Raw genomic sequence first — 14608 nt, forward strand, 5'->3', positions numbered from 1 at the left:
GGTGAGGGCATGGTCGGCCTCGCCGGTGGCACCCGTCGCACCACGAGCCGGTTGCTCGACGGCGCCAACTACCCGCCGGTGCGCTCGCTCTTCCCCGCCACCCACAACGCCGAGGCGCGGGTGTCGGTGAGCACGCTGATCGAGGTGGTCAAGCGGGTCGCCCTGGTGGCCGAGCGCACCACGCCGGTGCTGCTCAGCTTCAGCGCCGACGGCCTGGTGGTCGAGGCCGGCGGCTCCGAGGAGGCACGGGCGAGCGAGGCGATGGAGGCCACCTTCACCGGTGACGCGCTCACCATCGGCTTCAACCCCCAGTACCTCATCGACGGCCTGGCAAACCTGGGCGCGCAGACCGCCATGCTCTCGTTCGTCGACGCTTTCAAGCCGGCGGTGATCTCACCCGCTGGCGAGGATGGTGAGGTCATTCCGGGGTATCGGTACCTCATCATGCCGATCCGCGTCTCTCGCTGATCGGCCCAGCAACACCAGATCCACGGAGGTAGGAACAAATGCAGCTCGGCCTGGTAGGACTCGGCCGGATGGGCGGCAACATGCGCGAGCGGTTGCGGGCTGCCGGCCACGAAGTGGTCGGATTCGATCACAACCCGCAGCTGAGCGACGCGGCTAACCTCGCCGAGCTGGCACAGAAGCTCGAATCGCCGCGTGCCGTATGGGTCATGGTGCCCGCCGGCGTCACCGATGCCACGATCGACGAACTCGCCGAGGTGCTCGGGGACGGCGACATCATCATCGACGGCGGGAACTCCCGCTTCAGCGACGACGCTCCCCGTGCCGAGCGGCTGAACGCGCGCGGTATCGGCTACGTGGACGTCGGCGTCTCCGGAGGCGTCTGGGGCCGGCAGAACGGCTACGGCCTGATGGTCGGCGGCGCCCAGGAGCACGTCGACCGGCTCATGCCGATCTTCCAGGCGCTCAAGCCCGAGGGCGAGTTCGGCTTCGTGCACGCCGGCCCCGTGGGCGCCGGCCACTACTCCAAGATGGTGCACAACGGCATCGAGTACGGCCTCATGCACGCCTACGCCGAGGGCTACGAGCTGCTGACCGCCTCCGAGCTGGTGACCAACGTGCCCGGCGTGTTCAAGTCGTGGCGCGAGGGCACGGTCGTCCGCTCCTGGCTGCTCGACCTGCTGGACCGCGCTCTCGACGAGGACCCGGAGCTGGCCGACCTGAGCGGCTACACCGAGGACACCGGCGAGGGGCGCTGGACGGTCGACGAGGCGGTCCGGCTCGCCGTACCGCTGAACGTCATCACCGCCTCCCTGTTCGCCCGGTTCCAGTCGCGACAGGACGACTCGCCCGCCATGAAGGCCGTCTCCGCGCTGCGCCAGCAGTTCGGCGGCCACGCCGTCCACAAGCGCTGAGCGGTATCCACAACCTGTGTATGTCCGCCGGCTGGAACTTGTCGACTTCCGCTCGTACGAGCGGGTCGCCGTCGACCTCCAGCCGGGGGCGAACGTCCTGATCGGCGCCAACGGTGTCGGCAAGACCAACCTCGTCGAGGCGCTCGGTTACGTGGCGACCCTGGACTCGCACCGGGTCGCCACGGACGCGCCGCTGGTCCGGATGGGCGCCTCCTCGGCGGTGATCCGCTGCGCGGTCGTACACGACGGGCGGGAACTCCTGGTCGAGCTGGAGATCGTGCCGGGGCGGGCCAACCGCGCCCGACTGGGCCGATCGCCCGCGCGACGGGCGCGCGACGTGCTCGGGGCGCTGCGGCTGGTGCTGTTCGCCCCGGAGGACCTGGAACTGGTCCGGGGCGATCCGGCCGAGCGTCGCCGCTACCTCGACGACCTCCTGGTCAACCGGCAACCCCGCTACGCGGGCGTACGCGCCGACTACGACCGGGTGGTCAAACAGCGCAACGCCCTGCTGCGCACGGCGTACCTCGCCCGCAAGACCGGCGGCTCCCGCGGCGGCGACCTGGCCACCCTCGCGGTGTGGGACACCCATCTGGCCCAGCACGGCGCGGAGCTGCTCGCCGGCCGGCTGGAACTGGTCGCCGCGCTCACCCCGCACGTCGCCAAGGCGTACGACGCGGTGGCCGCCGGCCGGGGCGCGGCCGGCATCGCCTACCGGCCGACGGTCGAACTGGCCGAACCGACCACCGACCGGGCCACGCTCGCCGAGGCGCTGACCGCCGCGCTCGCCGCCTCGCGGTCCGCCGAGATCGAACGGGGCACCACGCTCGTCGGGCCACACCGGGACGAGCTGGCCCTGTCGCTCGGCCCGCTGCCGGCCAAGGGGTACGCGAGTCACGGCGAATCCTGGTCGTTCGCGCTCGCGCTGCGACTGGCCGGGTACGACCTGCTGCGCGCCGACGGCATCGAACCGGTCCTGGTGCTCGACGACGTCTTCGCCGAGTTGGACGCCGGTCGTCGGGAACGGCTGGCGGAACTGGTGGGCGGGGCGAGTCAACTGCTGGTCACCTGTGCCGTGGACGACGACGTTCCGGCCGCGTTGCGGGGCACCCGTTACCAGGTCGGCGAGGGGACGGTACGACATGTCGGATGAGCCAGAGACCCGGCCGGCGCGCGGCACGTCCACCGGCAGCGGCCGGCAGGCCGGGGATGCCGCCGGCGGGCGTACTCCACCTGCCGGGGCGACCGACGGGCAGCCGGAGGGGCCCAGCGGCCCGGAGTTGGCGCGGGCGGTGCTCGACGCCGCGCTGTCCCGCCGCCAGGCGGCGGCGCGCACCCGGCGTACCTCCGGCGGTGGCGCTGGCGCCGACGGCGCTGGCGGCTCGGGACGGCGGCTGCGTGGCTACTCGGGCCCGGGGCCTGACCCGCGCGACCCGCAGCCCCTGAGCGCGGTGCTGAACCGGCTGGTGAAGGCGCGGGGCTGGCAGCAGCCCGCGGCGGAGGCCACCGTGTTCGGCGCGTGGGAGCGGGTGGTCGGCGCGGAGGTCGCCCAGCACAGCCGGCCGGTCAAGCTGGAGAACGGCGAGTTGACCGTGGAGGCGCGCTCGACGGCCTGGGCCACCCAGTTGCGGCTGCTGGCCGGCTCGTTGCTCAAGCAGATCGCCCAGGAGGTCGGCCACAACGTGGTGCGCAAGCTGCACATCCACGGGCCGGCCGCGCCGTCCTGGCAGAAGGGTCCACGGCGGGTACGCGGGCGGGGACCGCGCGACACGTACGGCTGAGCCGGCCTGCTCAGCGCCGCCGCTGCGCCTCCCGGGCCGCACGCTTTCGCTCGCGCTGCTCCTGCGTGTAGCGCTTGCGCTCGGCCAGGTCACGTTTCCACGCCTCGCGGGCGGCCGTCGAACCGCCCTGCACCGCGCCCTGCACGCCGTCGGCCGGCCCGGCGAGGTGCCGGAAGGCCCAGCTCAGGAGTCGACCGCCCTCGCCGGGTGCTCTGGTGGTAGCGCCGTCCTCGCTCATCTGCCGCCCCTCCCACGTGCCGTCGCTCTAAGGTTGCCGCACCAATGGTTGGTGTACCAACGATCGGTACGATAGTTGCCGTGCGCGAGGAGAGCAACCGATGAGCGACCAACCGCAGGGCACCGATCCGCTGGCGCTGGAGCAGCAGGTCTGCTTCGCCCTGTCGGTTGCGGCCCGCAGCGTGGTGGCCGTCTACCGGCCCCTGTTGGAGCCGATGGGCCTGACCCACCCGCAGTACCTGGTGATGCTGGCGCTCTGGCAGCACGCCCCGCTGTCCGGCCGTGACCTCAGCCGCCTGTTGCAGCTCGACCCGGGCACCCTGTCACCCCTGCTCAAGCGGCTCGAAGCGGCCGGCTACCTGCGCCGGGAACGGGACGCCGCCGACGAGCGCAGCCTCGCCGTCACCCTCACCGCCAGCGGCATGGCCCTGCGCGCCCAGGCCGAGCGGATCCCGGCCGCGATCGTCCAGCGCCTCGGACTGCCCGTAGAGGACCTGCAACACCTGCACGCGGCGCTCACTCAGGTGATCGCCGCCGCCAACCGCCCCGCCGGCCCGGAGGTTCAGGCGTCGGCGTAGACGGCGAAGCCGCGCTCGGCGCACCGCCGGTAGAACGCCGCCAGCACGCCCAGCTCCGCACAGGTGAAGTTCCACTGCGGCGGATCACCGCTCTCGTCGCGCAACGCGTCGAGCCGGGTGTCCAGCCAGCGCAGCTGCTGCTCCGCCAGCCGACCGTCGCCGAGCAGCGACCGCAGCACCGTACTCACCGAGTCGAAGGTGACCGTCTCGCCGTACTCCCGGTGCCCGGCCACGAACCGTTCGATGCCACCGGCGATCCAGGCGCAGCCGTCCGGGTCGATCACCGGGTCCTCGTCCTCGGCCGCGGCGTCTGTGGCGTACAACACACCTTCGAGGCCGAGCAGGAGATCCACCAGCTCGGTGTACGCGGTCGCCCGGACGGTGCCGGTCTTCGCGATCAGCTCGGCCAGCGCCGCCGTCGGCGCGGAGATCCGTGGCAGGTCGACGATCTCGCCGAAGTCGACGAACTCGGCCGGCGCCACCGGATCGTAGAAGCGGCCGGTCCGCGGCCACTGCACCGCGACGTTGTCCAGCCCCATCTGTCACCTCTTAGAGAGCACGTGTCGGGTCGATCGGGTCGATCGTCCCGGTTCCGGCCGGTAAAGATCAAGGCCGCTTCCGGGGCGCCGCAAACGTACGGCACGGACGATCCGACCGCGACCCCCGACCCGCCCGAGCGCGGGTCAACCTGTCTGGGGGCGGCGCGTCCGAACAGGGCGTGGCGTGTGGGGGGAGTCGAGGGTAACGGGGTTCTGCCGGCTACGGACATCTCAGCCGCCTCGTTGAGGGTGCCGAGTGGTGGTTCTGTCCCCCGCGCACAGTAGGATTGACAGCGAGACGAAGACCCGGTGCGGGCGAGCGACGGGGCCGGTGGCCCCAAGTCATTCTCCACCCCGGGTCGAGCCGATCGCGATCCGCGGGCGACCGCGGCGACCGGCGCGTTCGACCCGCTGTCCGGAGATCTCCGGCACCGGTCCGCGCGCCGACGTCGCGTCATGTCCCGCCGAACCCGCGCCCGACGCGCCCCACCGGCGCCGACGACGCGAGAAAGTGGCCGAGGGTGGCAGCGCAGGACAAGCAGGAGTACGGCGCAGAGTCGATCACCGTTCTCGAGGGGCTGGAGGCGGTCCGCAAGCGGCCCGGTATGTACATCGGGTCCACCGGCGAGCGCGGTCTGCACCACCTCGTCTGGGAGGTCGTCGATAACGCGGTCGACGAGGCGATGGCCGGCTACTGCGACACCATCGACGTGGTGCTGCTCGCCGATGGTGGGGTCCAGGTCACCGACAACGGCCGTGGCTTCCCGGTCGACCTCCACCCGAAGCTCAAGAAGCCGGGCGTCGAGGTCGCACTGACCGTGCTGCACGCGGGTGGCAAGTTCGACGGCAAGGCGTACGCGGTCTCCGGCGGCCTGCACGGCGTCGGCGTCTCCGTGGTGAACGCGCTGTCGACGAAGATGGCAGTGGTGATCCACAAGTCCGGCTTCGTCTGGCGGCAGCAGTACACCAACTCCAAGCCATCCGCGCTGGAGAAGGGCGAGACCACCGACCGCACCGGCTCTGCGGTTTCCTTCTGGCCCGACGCGGACGTCTTCGAGACGATCGACTTCGACTTCCAGACCATCTACCGACGCCTGCAGGAGATGGCCTTCCTCAACCGGGGCATCACCATCCACCTGCTCGACGAGCGGGTCCCGGAGGACGAGGACGGCAAGACCCGCGAGGTCACCTTCCGCTACGACGGCGGTATCGCCGACTTCGTCCGACACCTCAACGCCTCCAAGAACCCGATGCACAAGACGGTGGTCGAGTTCGAGGCCGAGGAAGAGGGCATGTCCCTCGAGATCGCCATGCAGTGGAACGAGTCGTACGGCGAGTCGGTCTACACCTTCGCCAACAACATCAACACGCACGAGGGCGGCACCCACGAGGAGGGCTTCCGGTCCGCGCTGACCAGCGTGGTCAACCGGTACGGCACCGATAAGAAGCTGCTCAAGGGCGACGAGAAGCTCTCCGGCGAGGACATCCGAGAGGGCTTGGCCGCGATCATCTCGGTCAAGCTGACGAACCCGCAGTTCGAGGGCCAGACCAAGACCAAGCTGGGCAACACCCCGGTGAAGAGCTTCGTGCAGCGGGTCTGCAACGACCGGCTGGTCGACTGGTTCGACCGCAACCCGGCCGAGGCCAAGACGATCATTCAGAAGGCCTCCCAGGCCGCCCGCGCCCGGATCGCCGCGCAGCAGGCCCGCAAGCTGGCCCGACGCAAGTCGCTGCTGGAGTCCGGCTCGATGCCGGGCAAGCTGGCCGACTGCCAGTCCACCGACCCGCGCGAGTCCGAGGTCTTCATCGTCGAGGGCGACTCGGCCGGTGGTTCGGCCAAGCAGGGTCGCGACCCGCGCACCCAGGCGATCCTGCCGATCCGCGGCAAGATCCTCAACGTGGAGAAGGCGCGGATCGACCGGGTCCTCAAGAACAACGAGGTCCAGGCGCTGATCACCGCGCTCGGCACCGGCATCCACGACGACTTCGACATGGAGAAGCTGCGGTACCACAAGGTGGTGCTGATGGCCGACGCGGACGTCGACGGCCAGCACATCCAGACCCTGCTGCTCACCCTGCTGTTCCGCTTCATGCGTCCGCTGGTCGAGCTGGGGCACGTCTACCTGGCCGCCCCGCCGCTCTACAAGATCAAGTGGAACAAGAAGGGCGACGACGCTCAGTACGCCTACTCGGACCGGGAGCGGGACGGGCTCATCGCGCTGCGCCAGCAGAAGAAGCCGAACGCCAAGCCGGACGACATCCAGCGGTTCAAGGGCCTCGGCGAGATGAACTATCCCGAGCTGTGGGAGACCACGATGAACCCGGCGACCCGCACCCTGCGTCAGGTCACGCTCGACGACGCTGCAACCGCAGACGAGTTGTTCAGCGTCCTGATGGGTGAGGACGTCGAAGCCCGCCGGTCGTTCATCCAGCGCAACGCCAAGGATGTGCGGTTCCTGGACATCTGACGGACGTCGACGGGCCAGCCGGGCAGCACCTGGCTGGCCCGCCGGTCCACAGAGTTATCCACAGCTTGACGGCTATCCACAGCCGTTATCCACAGCACGAAAACGACTCTGAGTCTGATAAGGGTATACAGTGACCGATTCCCCCGAGTCCACACCGAACGAGCCCGAGGTCCCCACCGAGGCCATCGCCGCGGTGGTCGCGCACGACCGGATCGAACCGGTCGGGCTCGAGGTGGAGATGCAGCGCTCCTACCTCGACTACGCGATGAGCGTCATCGTCGGGCGCGCGCTGCCGGACGTCCGGGACGGGCTCAAGCCGGTCCACCGCAAGATCCTCTACGCCATGTTCGACTCCGGCTACCGGCCGGACCGCGGCTACGTGAAGTGCTCCCGCGTCGTCGGCGACGTGATGGGCCAGTTCCACCCGCACGGCGACTCGGCGATCTACGACGCGCTGGTCCGGATGGCGCAGCCGTGGTCGCTGCGCTACCCGCTGGTCGACGGCAACGGCAACTTCGGCTCGCCGGGTAACGATCCGGCTGCCGCCATGAGATATACCGAGTGCAAGCTCGACCCCCTCGCGATGGAGATGCTGCGGGACATCGACGAGGACACCGTCGACCTGCAGGACAACTACGACGGCCGGGCCAAGGAGCCCACCATCCTGCCGTCCCGGATCCCCAACCTGCTGGTGAACGGCTCCGAGGGCATCGCGGTCGGCATGGCCACCAAGATCCCGCCGCACAACCTGCGCGAGATCGGCGCGGCGGTGCAGTGGTGCCTGGAGCACCCGGAGGAGGACGAGGAGACCACCCTCGAGGCGCTGCTCGGCATCGTCAAGGGCCCGGACTTCCCGACCCACGGTCTGATCGTCGGCACGACGGCGATCCAGGACGCGTACCGCACGGGTCGTGGTTCGATCCGGATGCGGGCCGTGGTGGAGGTCGAGGAGGACAAGCGGGGTCGTCCCTGCCTGGTCGTCAGCGAGCTGCCCTACCAGGTGAACCCGGACAACCTCGCCGAGCGGATCGCCGAGCTGATCAAGGAGGGCAAGCTCGCGGGGATCGCCGACATCCGCGACGAGTCCTCCGGTCGTACCGGTATGCGGATCGTGCTGGTGCTCAAGCGCGACGCGGTCGCCAAGGTGGTGTTGAACAACCTCTACAAGCACACGCAGCTTCAGGAGACGTTCGGCGCCAACATGCTGGCGCTCGTCGACGGGGTGCCGCGCACGCTCAACCTGGCACAGTTCATCAGGTACTACGTCGAGCACCAGATCGACGTGATCCGTCGGCGGACCGCGTACCGGCTGCGCAAGGCCGAGGAGCGGGCACACATCCTGCGCGGCCTGGGCAAGGCGCTGGACGCCCTGGACGAGGTGATCGCCCTGATCCGGCGGTCGCCGACGGTGGACGACGCCCGGCAGGGCCTGATCCGGCTGCTGGAGATCGACGAGATCCAGGCGACCGCGATCCTGGACATGCAGCTGCGCCGGCTCGCCGCCCTGGAGCGGCAGCGGATCATCGACGACCTGGCGAAGCTTGAGATCGAGATCGCCGACCTCAAGGACATCCTCGCCAAGCCCGAGCGGCAGCGGAAGATCGTCTCAGAGGAGCTGGGCGAGATCGTCGCCAAGTGGGGCGACGACCGGCGTACGCAGATCATTCCGTTCGACGGCGAGGTCTCGATGGAGGACCTCATCGCCCGGGAGGACGTGGTCGTCACGATCACCCGGACGGGGTACGCCAAGCGGACGAAGGTCGACCTGTACCGCTCGCAGCGGCGGGGCGGCAAGGGCGTCAGTGGCGCCACGCTGCGGCAGGACGACATCGTCAGCCACTTCTTCGTATGCTCCACGCACGACTGGATCCTGTTCTTCACGAACAAGGGCCGGGTGTACCGGGCCAAGGCGTACGAGTTGCCGGAAGCCAGTAGGGTAGCCAAGGGCCAACACGTGGCCAATCTGCTCGCCTTCCAACCGGATGAGCAGATCGCGCAGATCATCGAAATCCCGGACTACCAGGTAGCCCCCTATCTGGTACTGGCCACGAAGAACGGCCTGGTGAAGAAGACGCGGCTCGAGGAGTTCGACTCCAACCGTTCCGGCGGCATCATCGCGATCAACCTGCGCGATGAGGACGAGCTGGTCGGTGCTGCTCTGGTGGCGCCGGAGAACGACCTGCTGCTGGTCTCGAAGAAGGCGCAGGCGATCCGGTTCAACGCCTCGGACGAGGCGCTGCGGCCGATGGGTCGGGCCACCTCGGGCGTGATCGGCATGCGCTTCACGGACGACGATGTCCTACTCGCCATGGAGGTCGTCCGGGACGGTCTGGACGTCCTGGTGGCCACGAACGGGGGATACGCGAAACGTACCCCGATCGAGGAATACCCGGTGCAGGGCCGGGGAGGTAAGGGCGTGCTGACTGCGAAGATCACCGAACGGCGCGGTGGTCTGGTCGGTGCGGTGGTGATCGACCCGGACGACGAGTTGTTCGCGATCACCAGCAACGGTGGTGTCATCCGGACTCCGGTGAAGCCTGTACGCCGTACGCGTGACCGGAACACAATGGGGGTCAAGCTGATGGACCTCCCGGACGGCGTGACTATCGTGGCGATTGCTCGCAATGCCGACGAGCCTGACGAACAGGACTAGTTGAATGACGGAGACACAGGCGAAGTCGGGGAACACGGGGACCTCGGCCAACCCGGTCGACGAGGAGGCCGCCAAGGGCGGCACACCAGCGACCGGCCGCGCGGCCGTGGGCCGGGCCACGGTTCCCGCCGACGCGCCTGCCCCGAAATTCACCCGGGCTCCCGGCATGACACCCCCGCCGGAGCAGCCCGGCGAGGACGCGGGATCGGGTGACACCAAGGCCGAGAAGTCGGCCGGTGAGGCAGCGACGTCCACCGGGGCGGCCCCCACGGCGGCCGCCCCGAACCCGGCGCGGCCGACGACCACGCAGCCGATCAGCACCCGACCCGGTCAGGCGACATCGACCGGGGCTACTGGCACGCAGCCCCGGATCACACCGGGCATGACGCCGCCGGATCCGGGGCGTACGTCCACCGGTGGTCGCCCCGTGAGCGGTGGCGGTCTGCCGCCGGGGATCGGCAACCCGTCGGCCGTCGGGGCTGCCCGGGTCGGCGAGGCGGTCCGCGCCGCGCGGAGCTCGGTCAGCTCCGCGGCGTCCCGTGGGCCGCGCCGGGCCCGGCTGAACCTCAAGCGGATCGACCCCTGGTCCGTGATGAAGTTCGCGTTCGCCGTCTCGGTGGTGCTGTTCATCGTCGTGGTGGTCGCCACGTCGGTGCTCTACCTGGCGCTGGACGCGATGGGCGTGTTCCAGAGCGTCAACGACAGCCTCAGCGACCTGGTCAACGCGGGTGGTGGGCAGAGCACCAGCGGGTTCCAGATCACCGCCAAGGGCGTGATCCTCAGCTCGGCGCTGATCGGCCTGGTCAACGTGGTGCTGTTCACCGCGCTGGCCACGCTGGGCGCGTTCGTCTACAACGTCTGCGCCGACCTGGTCGGCGGGATCGAGCTGACGCTCGCCGAGCGGGACTGAGTGTGACCGGGGCGTCGGGGCCTCCGCGGAATGCGGTCGCTCCGACGCCCCGTACTCAGGTAGGTTTTGCGGGCGGCGACGACCCGGATCGCGCAGTCGGACCCCGATTTGGGGCCGGCGCGGCGGATGGGTTAATCTTGCTCGTCGCTACGCGGGGCTATAGCTCAGTCGGTTAGAGCGCAGAGCTGATAACTCTGAGGTCGATGGTTCGATTCCATCTAGCCCCACCGCACATCGTCCGACGGTAGTCGAGCGCAAGGGGTTGCCCCATGTTCAAGAAGCTGCTGATCCTGGCCGGCGTCGTCGGCGTGGCTGCCGTCGTCTTCAACAAGGTCAAGGCCGCCAACGACGAGCGCGCCCTCTGGCACGAGGCGACCACCGCGCCCGACCTGCGCTGATATCAAGATGGCGGCGATTTGGTCGCCGTCGTTGCGGGGCCCTAGCTCAACTGGCAGAGCACTGCCTTTGCAAGGCAGGGGTTAGGGGTTCGAGTCCCCTGGGCTCCACCAGCGCTTTCTTCGGCTGATCTCGGCCCTCGGTACAGCCAACCGGTCTGCGCTACGGTGCTCGCTGTGATCCGGCAAACCATGGCGGCCTCCGTAGACAAGCCGAGCGAGGTCGAGGCGGCTGAGGCCTGGTTGAACGCCAACCGAGACGCTCTCACCCACGCCGAAGAGGATGGCGGCTGCGGCTGCTGCGTCCGGGCCTGGAAGTTGGAAGGGCCTGCCGAGCTGTTGGCGACGATCCCCTACGAGGTCTCGGCCTCCTCCGACTGGGATACGGCCTAGCCGCTTCCCGGAAGCAGACCGACGGGTCGCGTCGCGGGCCCTACCACGACTCCCCGGCTGCGCCCGGCGGGAAGCGCCGCCCACCGCCACGCCGCCTCAGGCAGTCGAACCCTTCGACGTCTCACCGTGAGTGGTCATGGGTCGACGTGTGAGGTCCATTGCCTCGACTGCCGTTACCAGTGGCGCCAACTCGGGGTTCTTGGCGGCGTCGTCCAGCGCTTTCCGCAGGGCGGTGTCGTTGGTCGGCCGGGCCTCCCGCAGGAGCTTCAGGCCGGCGTCGGTGACGTCGGTGTAGATGCCGCGGCGGTCGGTCGGGCACAGGTAGCGGGAGAGCAGGCCACGGTCCTCCAGACGGGCGACCAGGCGGGTGGTGGCGCTCTGGCTCAGCACCACGGCGTCGGCGACCTGCTTCATCTGCAGATGGCCGCCTGCGCGGTCGTGCTGGCGGCTGAGCACGTCGAGCAACGAGTACTCCCGCACGCTGAGGTCGTGCGCGGACTGCAGAGCGCGCTCAAGGTGTGCCTCGATCCTGCCGTAGAGGAGGGAGAGGGCTGCCCATCCGCTGGCGAGGGCGGTTAGCGCGGGATCCGTGGCGGTCATGGTCCGGGTCTTCCTTTGGGGCGGGAGTTTCAGGGTAAGCCTGTTCCGGGAATGTCAGCTAGCGCCTACATCAGGCCCTTGCAAGCAAGTTTGGTGGCCGTCGCTGGATTCTCCACCCGGCCGCCGAACCGATCAGCCTGGTTCCTCGTGGAGCCGCCCGAACCTGGGCGTACCCGTTGAGGTGCCGGGCCACAGCGAAAGGTGCGTCATGACCGTCTCCGGCACTCCGATGAACCTCACCCGGGCCGCCCACGTCGGGATCTCAGTCTCGGATCTGGACGCCTCGATCGCGTTCTATTCCGCTCTCACCGGGCGGGAACCTGTGGCGGAGGGGACCATGGGCAGCGTGCGGTTCGGCATTACGCAAGGGCTGCCTACCGCGAAGCTGCGATACGCGACGATCAACCTGGACGGTCTCGGCATCGACCTGATCGAGTTCCAGGAGCCGGTCGGGGAACGCACGAACGGCATGGCGAACCGCCCCGGCTCCATGCATCTCTGCTTTCGGGTCGACGACTTCGACGCCGTGTACCAGCGGATGAAGGAAGCCGGCTACGACTTCCTCGGCGACGACTACACGTTCATCGCGGGCGAGGTCACCCCTGAGGCGGCGCTCGGCACCAAGGTCGCCTACTTCTCCGATCCGGACGGCACGAACCTGGAGATCATCGAGCCCAAGGGCGGCTTCGCGGGCTAGACAGCGGGCCCGCACCTCGCCGCCGATGGTCATCCGGTGCGCGGTTCACGGCAGGCGGGACTCACCTCTGGACGTCCGGAGGCGGGTCCCGCCTGCCGTATGGGCGACCCGCAGGATAATCGCCGCCGTCGGCGAGGGCCGTTCCCACAGTGGATCCTCGCCTGGGCGCCTCGACGAACTCTTCGGGCCTACCGCCAATTTGGCCGCTGACGACGACTCCGGTGGCCGCAACGGGTCGCTGACCTGCGCAAAGAAGCGCCCGGCCCGACGATGTGTCGGGCCGGGCGCGTCCGGATCGAGCTACGCGACGAAGCGGGAACGGCGACGGCGTGCGATCACGAAGCTCGCGCCGCCGACGAGCAGGAGCGCGCCGCCGATGCCGGCCACTGTCGCGGTGTCGGCGCCGGTCACGGGCAGTCCGCCACCATCACCGCCGGCGGCGACCGGGCTGGTGGAGGTGGCCGCAGTCGGCGCGACGGTCGACGTCGCGCTCGCCGTGGGGGTGGGCTGCGTCGTCGGCGACGTCGTCGGCGTCGGGGTGGGCTGCGCCGCGCAGTCGAGCGCACGGGCGGCGTACAGGCCCTCGTTCAGGTAGGCCAGGTAAGGGTCGACTGTTTCGGCGTCGAGCGTCTTCTGCGCGGCCTCCTTCACCTTGGGGCCGGCGCCGGTCATCGTCTGGCCAACCTTGATCCGCAGATCGATCGTCCAGACGGCCTGTGCGTCGTTCTTGAGCCAGGCGCGCAGATCCGCCGAGGTGCCGTCCAGCCGCTTCTGAATGACGTCGGGCAGGGTGGGCAGGGCTTCGTTGTTTGCGGCGAACAGGATCCGGTTGGCCAGCAGCCGTAGCTGGCTGACATTGGCGGTGTCCAGGTCGAAGGTGAACAGCTCACGGATGTCCGTGAACGTCTTGCGCTCGACCGTCTGGCAGTTCTGGTCGAGCCCGGGCGACGCGCTCTGTGCCATCGCCGGCGCGGCCGGAACCATGAAGGCCAGCGCTATCGCGATGCCGGCCGGGATCTTGCCTCGCATGTGGATCGTCCTCCCCGTTGTAGATCAAAGCCTGCGGATACTACCGCCCACGGGCGTAGCGCATGGCCCCGCGTTTACCGGGACGGGAGGCGGGGATCCGCGATCGTGCGCATCGACGTGAACGAACCGAACTCGGCCGAGAATTTCTGGGAAGGGATGCGGGAGGTGGCCGCTGCCGCTACCCGGCACCAGGACGACGACCTGCTCGCAGCGGTCGTCAAGATTGGCAGAGCCGCGCTGGCCCAGGGCGTCGAACTCGTGCCATCCTCCGGATTCTTTCTCGCGTGTCCGGTGTGCAGCGCCGCGTCGGGGCAGCGCTGCATCAATTCGCCCGGTCACCCCCTTGGCGACGACAGACTTCATCCGGAACGCATCGAGTTGGCCGGGAAGGCGATGCGGGGCGAGGTGCCGCTCCCCGGACCGCTCCGGTAACGACGTGTCGGCCCGGGGGTCGTCCTTGTCAGGAGCGGGAGCGCCGCGCGCGCGTCAGCCGTTGGAAGCGCGGACCTGCCCGGAGCCACAGGAGCGACACCGCCAATCCGATGGCTCCCATGGCGACGATGACCCCTCGGGGCAGTTCGGTGTTGACCGGTTCCGGCATGCACCGGGACGGGGTGTAGTCGATGGTGAGCTGCTGGTGCAGCGGCGGTAGCCGCCGGTCGGGAAACGACCGTTCGTAGATGCCGCAGGTGGCGGGCCCGTCGACGGCGTCTACCCGCAGCAGGACGTAGGGGCCGTCGGTGGTCCGGGCCGGTTCCACCGCGATCACCGTCGCCGGCGTCAGCACGCCGTCGGGTGGGGGCGGCTCGCGGTCGTCGGTGACACCCAGCAGTATCAGCAGGCCGCAGGGCAGCAGCAGCGCAAGCGGAAGACTTGGCCAGGCTTTCGGACGAGTTCCGTTGGCCAGGAACGACGGCATGCCGCCAGGCTAGTCAGCGAGATCAATGATGCC

17 protein-coding genes and 2 tRNA genes are annotated in these 14608 nt (G+C 69.3%); 14 read left to right on the plus strand and 5 right to left on the minus strand.

Features of this window, described 5'->3' with window-relative positions; all coding sequences use genetic code 11:
* The 4 genes from AB0I89_RS21195 to AB0I89_RS21210 all read left to right on the plus strand — a co-directional run.
* Positions 1–468: DNA polymerase III subunit beta (locus AB0I89_RS21195; RefSeq protein ID WP_357129272.1), on the plus strand; the 468-nt coding region annotated here is incomplete at its 5' end.
* A 38-nt stretch (positions 469–506) separates the two neighbouring features.
* Positions 507–1379 (plus strand): phosphogluconate dehydrogenase (NAD(+)-dependent, decarboxylating), encoded by an 873-nt coding sequence (gene gnd / locus AB0I89_RS21200; RefSeq protein WP_357129275.1) that lies wholly within the window; start codon positions 507–509, stop codon positions 1377–1379.
* A 16-nt stretch (positions 1380–1395) separates the two neighbouring features.
* Positions 1396–2529 carry a DNA replication/repair protein RecF gene (gene recF / locus AB0I89_RS21205; RefSeq protein WP_357129278.1) on the plus strand — a complete coding sequence of 378 codons (1134 nt, stop codon included), beginning with the start codon at positions 1396–1398 and terminating at the stop codon, positions 2527–2529.
* A complete protein-coding gene (locus AB0I89_RS21210; RefSeq protein ID WP_357129281.1) occupies positions 2519–3157 on the plus strand; it encodes a DciA family protein in 639 nt (212 codons plus the stop codon). Before recF ends, AB0I89_RS21210 begins: the two co-directional genes overlap by 11 nt.
* A 10-nt stretch (positions 3158–3167) precedes the next feature.
* On the opposite strand, the gene AB0I89_RS21215 is transcribed toward AB0I89_RS21210, so the two are convergent.
* The gene (locus AB0I89_RS21215; protein ID WP_357129284.1) at positions 3168–3395 is read right to left on the minus strand and encodes a hypothetical protein; all 228 of its coding nucleotides are present in this window, start codon (positions 3393–3395) and stop codon (positions 3168–3170) included.
* Positions 3396–3495: 100 nt separating this feature from the next.
* Here AB0I89_RS21215 and AB0I89_RS21220 point away from each other — a divergent pair, with 100 nt between their 5' ends.
* Positions 3496–3972 carry a MarR family transcriptional regulator gene (locus AB0I89_RS21220; RefSeq protein WP_357129287.1) on the plus strand — a complete coding sequence of 159 codons (477 nt, stop codon included), beginning with the start codon at positions 3496–3498 and terminating at the stop codon, positions 3970–3972.
* Here the strand turns inward: AB0I89_RS21220 and AB0I89_RS21225 are convergent.
* Complete coding sequence (locus AB0I89_RS21225) at positions 3957–4511, minus strand: hypothetical protein (RefSeq protein WP_357129290.1); 555 nt, start codon at positions 4509–4511, stop codon at positions 3957–3959. The two genes, AB0I89_RS21220 and AB0I89_RS21225, sit on opposite strands and share 16 nt — an antisense overlap.
* A gap of 521 nt (positions 4512–5032) precedes the next feature.
* On the opposite strand from AB0I89_RS21225, the gene gyrB reads away from it, so the two are divergent.
* From gyrB to AB0I89_RS21260, 7 genes are all read left to right on the plus strand, one after another.
* Positions 5033–6979 (plus strand): DNA topoisomerase (ATP-hydrolyzing) subunit B, encoded by a 1947-nt coding sequence (gene gyrB, locus AB0I89_RS21230; RefSeq protein WP_357129293.1) that lies wholly within the window; start codon positions 5033–5035, stop codon positions 6977–6979.
* Positions 6980–7109: 130 nt separating this feature from the next.
* Positions 7110–9632 (plus strand): DNA gyrase subunit A, encoded by a 2523-nt coding sequence (gene gyrA, locus AB0I89_RS21235; RefSeq protein WP_357129297.1) that lies wholly within the window; start codon positions 7110–7112, stop codon positions 9630–9632.
* Between the two features lie 4 nt (positions 9633–9636).
* Entirely contained in the window at positions 9637–10542 is a 906-nt protein-coding gene (locus AB0I89_RS21240) for a DUF3566 domain-containing protein (RefSeq protein WP_357129300.1), read from the plus strand.
* 153 nt (positions 10543–10695) lie between these two features.
* A tRNA-Ile gene (locus AB0I89_RS21245) sits at positions 10696–10769 on the plus strand.
* A gap of 42 nt (positions 10770–10811) precedes the next feature.
* Positions 10812–10940, plus strand: coding sequence for a DLW-39 family protein (locus tag AB0I89_RS21250; RefSeq protein WP_007453934.1), 129 nt, complete (start codon positions 10812–10814; stop codon positions 10938–10940).
* Positions 10941–10975: 35 nt separating this feature from the next.
* Positions 10976–11051: transfer RNA gene (locus AB0I89_RS21255), tRNA-Ala, on the plus strand.
* Positions 11052–11129: 78 nt separating this feature from the next.
* Positions 11130–11330 (plus strand): hypothetical protein, encoded by a 201-nt coding sequence (locus AB0I89_RS21260; RefSeq protein WP_357129304.1) that lies wholly within the window; start codon positions 11130–11132, stop codon positions 11328–11330.
* 96 nt (positions 11331–11426) lie between these two features.
* Here the strand turns inward: AB0I89_RS21260 and AB0I89_RS21265 are convergent, their stop codons facing one another.
* The gene (locus tag AB0I89_RS21265; protein WP_357129307.1) at positions 11427–11930 is read right to left on the minus strand and encodes a MarR family transcriptional regulator; all 504 of its coding nucleotides are present in this window, start codon (positions 11928–11930) and stop codon (positions 11427–11429) included.
* Positions 11931–12138: 208 nt separating this feature from the next.
* On the opposite strand from AB0I89_RS21265, the gene AB0I89_RS21270 reads away from it, so the two are divergent.
* Positions 12139–12627: a VOC family protein gene (locus AB0I89_RS21270; protein ID WP_357129310.1), complete on the plus strand. Its 489-nt coding sequence runs from the start codon at positions 12139–12141 to the stop codon at positions 12625–12627.
* A 300-nt stretch (positions 12628–12927) separates the two neighbouring features.
* Here AB0I89_RS21270 and AB0I89_RS21275 read toward each other — a convergent pair whose 3' ends face one another.
* A complete protein-coding gene (locus tag AB0I89_RS21275; RefSeq protein WP_357129313.1) occupies positions 12928–13656 on the minus strand; it encodes an LPXTG cell wall anchor domain-containing protein in 729 nt (242 codons plus the stop codon).
* Between the two features lie 105 nt (positions 13657–13761).
* On the opposite strand from AB0I89_RS21275, the gene AB0I89_RS21280 reads away from it, so the two are divergent.
* Positions 13762–14088: a hypothetical protein gene (locus tag AB0I89_RS21280; RefSeq protein WP_357129316.1), complete on the plus strand. Its 327-nt coding sequence runs from the start codon at positions 13762–13764 to the stop codon at positions 14086–14088.
* Between the two features lie 28 nt (positions 14089–14116).
* Here the strand turns inward: AB0I89_RS21280 and AB0I89_RS21285 are convergent, their stop codons facing one another.
* Positions 14117–14575 carry a hypothetical protein gene (locus tag AB0I89_RS21285; protein ID WP_357129319.1) on the minus strand — a complete coding sequence of 153 codons (459 nt, stop codon included), beginning with the start codon at positions 14573–14575 and terminating at the stop codon, positions 14117–14119.
* Positions 14576–14608 lie beyond the last annotated feature (33 nt).

The organism is Micromonospora sp. NPDC049801 (assembly GCF_040656575.1).
Lineage (GTDB): Bacteria > Actinomycetota > Actinomycetes > Mycobacteriales > Micromonosporaceae > Micromonospora.

Bases quoted from the DNA above. Each gene is read 5' to 3' on its own strand.
- AB0I89_RS21210 (WP_357129281.1), top strand. From the start codon at position 2,519: ATGTCGGATGAGCCAGAGACCCGGCCGGCGCGCGGCACGTCCACCGGC.
- AB0I89_RS21260 (WP_357129304.1), top strand. From the start codon at position 11,130: ATGGCGGCCTCCGTAGACAAGCCGAGCGAGGTCGAGGCGGCTGAGGCC.
- AB0I89_RS21265 (WP_357129307.1), bottom strand. From the start codon at position 11,930: ATGACCGCCACGGATCCCGCGCTAACCGCCCTCGCCAGCGGATGGGCA.
- AB0I89_RS21270 (WP_357129310.1), top strand. From the start codon at position 12,139: ATGACCGTCTCCGGCACTCCGATGAACCTCACCCGGGCCGCCCACGTC.
- AB0I89_RS21215 (WP_357129284.1), bottom strand. From the start codon at position 3,395: ATGAGCGAGGACGGCGCTACCACCAGAGCACCCGGCGAGGGCGGTCGA.
- AB0I89_RS21285 (WP_357129319.1), bottom strand. From the start codon at position 14,575: ATGCCGTCGTTCCTGGCCAACGGAACTCGTCCGAAAGCCTGGCCAAGT.
- AB0I89_RS21240 (WP_357129300.1), top strand. From the start codon at position 9,637: ATGACGGAGACACAGGCGAAGTCGGGGAACACGGGGACCTCGGCCAAC.
- AB0I89_RS21275 (WP_357129313.1), bottom strand. From the start codon at position 13,656: ATGCGAGGCAAGATCCCGGCCGGCATCGCGATAGCGCTGGCCTTCATG.
- AB0I89_RS21250 (WP_007453934.1), top strand. From the start codon at position 10,812: ATGTTCAAGAAGCTGCTGATCCTGGCCGGCGTCGTCGGCGTGGCTGCC.
- gnd (WP_357129275.1), top strand. From the start codon at position 507: ATGCAGCTCGGCCTGGTAGGACTCGGCCGGATGGGCGGCAACATGCGC.
- AB0I89_RS21225 (WP_357129290.1), bottom strand. From the start codon at position 4,511: ATGGGGCTGGACAACGTCGCGGTGCAGTGGCCGCGGACCGGCCGCTTC.
- AB0I89_RS21220 (WP_357129287.1), top strand. From the start codon at position 3,496: ATGAGCGACCAACCGCAGGGCACCGATCCGCTGGCGCTGGAGCAGCAG.